Source organism: Blastomonas sp. CCH1-A6 (assembly GCF_001556365.1).
Taxonomy (GTDB): domain Bacteria; phylum Pseudomonadota; class Alphaproteobacteria; order Sphingomonadales; family Sphingomonadaceae; genus Blastomonas; species Blastomonas ursincola.
The window spans coordinates 1-2,340 of record NZ_LSIS01000414.1 but is presented as its reverse complement, the minus strand read 5'-3'; the positions used below and the strand labels follow the sequence as shown (position 1 = coordinate 2,340).

General features: G+C 65.6%; 2 protein-coding genes. One reads left to right on the top strand and one right to left on the bottom strand.

All coding sequences use genetic code 11. The features are described 5' to 3' along the window. Positions 1-104 precede the first annotated feature (104 nt). Positions 105-1,625 (top strand): DUF1570 domain-containing protein, encoded by a 1,521-nt coding sequence (locus tag AX735_RS18780; protein WP_066283337.1) that lies wholly within the window; start codon positions 105-107, stop codon positions 1,623-1,625. 4 nt (positions 1,626-1,629) lie between these two features. Here AX735_RS18780 and AX735_RS18775 read toward each other — a convergent pair. Next, positions 1,630-2,340: sulfite exporter TauE/SafE family protein (locus AX735_RS18775; RefSeq protein ID WP_066283334.1), on the bottom strand; the 711-nt coding region annotated here is incomplete at its 5' end.

Genomic DNA, 2,340 nt, shown 5'->3' with positions numbered 1-2,340 from the left:
CCCTCCCCCGCCCGCTCGGGAGCAGCCGCCCGCGTCCCCCATGTTTGGGGGATTGCGGGCGGTTTGGCATCTGCCTAGCCTCGGCCCCTGTTCTGGGGAGAGCGATGATGGTGCGGGTTGCGTTGCGGCGGATGGCGTTCATCCTGTCGATGGTCTGGGTCGCCGCTGCCCCGGCCAGGGCCGAATGGCGCGAAGCCTCGAGCCCCAATTTTCTGGTCTATGCCGATCAGAGCGAAGGCGACATTCGCGAATTCACCGACATGCTCGAGCGGTACCGTTCGGCGATGCGCTATATCTACAAGCTGCCCGAAGAAGCGACTTCGCCCTCGAATCGGCTGACCGTGTTCGTCGTGCGCGACGCCAATCAGGTGCGCAAGCTGATGGGCACCAACAACCGCTATGTGCTGGGCTTCTACCAGTCGCGCGCCGGCGGGTCGGTGGCGTTCGTCCCGCGGGTCGATGACAATAGCCAGAGCGACCGCGTGTCGCAGGGCGAGCAGATATTGCTGCACGAATATGCGCATCATTTCATGTTCAGCGTGTTCGCAGGTTCCCCGCCGCTCTGGCTGCAGGAAGGCTTTGCCGAATTCTATTCCACCGCGAAGTTCGATAGCGCGGGCGGCGTCGGCCTGGGACTTCCGGCCGATCATCGCGCGGCCGAACTGGCGCTGGCCCAGGAAGTTCCGCTCGACATGCTGCTGAGCACCCGAAAATACCGGGAAAATGCCTCCAAGCGTTACGACGCCTTTTATGGACGCAGCTGGCTGCTGTTCCACTACCTCACCTTTTCCGAAGCGCGCGCCGGCCAGATGGCCCATTATCTCCAGCGCATCAACGCCGGCGAAGGCGAAGAGGCCGCAGCGACCCAGGCCTTTGGCGATCTGGGCGTGCTCGACAAGGAACTGGGCGCCTATATGAAACGGCGTCGGCTGACTTATCTCAATCTGGGCGCAAGCAAGATCGCCAGCGCGCCGATCGCGATCCGCATGCTCGGCAAGGGCGAAGCCGCCATTCTACCGGTCATGATGCGGTCGAAACGCGGCGTGAACGAGGAAACCGCGCCCGAGGTTCTGGCGGACGCGCAGAAGGTGGCGGCACAATATCCCGACGATGCCTTCGTGCTCAGCGCGCTCGCCGAGGCGGAGTTCGATGCGGGCAACGACGAGGCTGCCATCGCGGCTGCGGACAAGGCGATCGCAAAGAACCCGCAGGCCGTGGGCGCGATGATCCAGAAGATATATGCGCTGTTTCGCAAGGCTGGGGATGACGACGCGCTCTGGCCCAAGGTGCGCGCGGCGATCTCGGCCGCCAATCGGATCGAGAACGACAACCCCATCCCCCTGGCCTATTTCTTTCGCAGCTATGCGGCAGAGGGAAAGAAGCCGCCCGAGATGGCCGTCCAGGGCCTGCGAAAGGCGCTGCAGCTGGCGCCTTATGATACGGGCAACCGGCTGACGCTGGCGGATTACTTCATCCGCACCGGCGACAAGCAGGCTGCTGAGACGACCCTTGCCCCGCTGCTCAACCACCCGCACGATACCCAGCTCGCTGATCTGGCGCGCAAGCTGCTGGACCGGGGCAGTGCGCAGGCCGAGCCGAGTTCCGCTGACGACAGCAGTTCGTGATCGCTTATGCCGCGAGCACATTCCACAGTACGAGCAGCGCCACCAGCAGCACCATCGCCGCAAACAGTCGGCGCGCGATGAGCACCTTGCGCGCCAGCACCCGCGCCAGGAAAATGCCCGGCACCGTGCCCAGTGCGCCGCCCGCCACCATGGCCGCGAGGATCGTTCCATCGATCTGGCCCGACATCGCATAGCTGGCGCTGGTCGATGCGCCGAACAGGCTCACCGAAACCAGCGACGAGGCGGCGGCATTGGACAGCGTCATCCCGGTCGCCGCCATCAGCCCCGGCGCGATCAGGAAGCCCCCACCAATGCCGAAAAATCCGGCCGCCAGCCCGACCAGCAGACCGATCGGCGCGAGCTTCATCGTGCGCGCGGCATCGAGCCGTACCAGCGGATCACCGGTGCTGCGCGGGGCGCGCATCATCGACAGCGCCACCAGCGCCATGGCAATCGCGAACCAGCCGAGCAGCGCCTGGCCATCGACCTGCTTGGCGACATGCGCACCGATCAGGGCGCCGCTCACCCCCGCCACGGCGAACACGCTGGCGCAGGGCCATTTGACCGCGCCTGCGCGCGCCTGACCCAGCAATCCGGCGAGCGCATTGAGCGCGACGGCGGCGGCGGATGTTCCGATCGCGACATGCACATCGGCGATGCCGACGACATAGATCAGCCAGGGTGTCGCGAGCACCGACCCGCCGCCCCCGAAAGC

Coding starts and splice junctions, on each gene's coding strand:
- AX735_RS18780 (WP_066283337.1), top strand. CDS start 105: ATGATGGTGCGGGTTGCGTTGCGGCGGATGGCGTTCATCCTGTCGATG.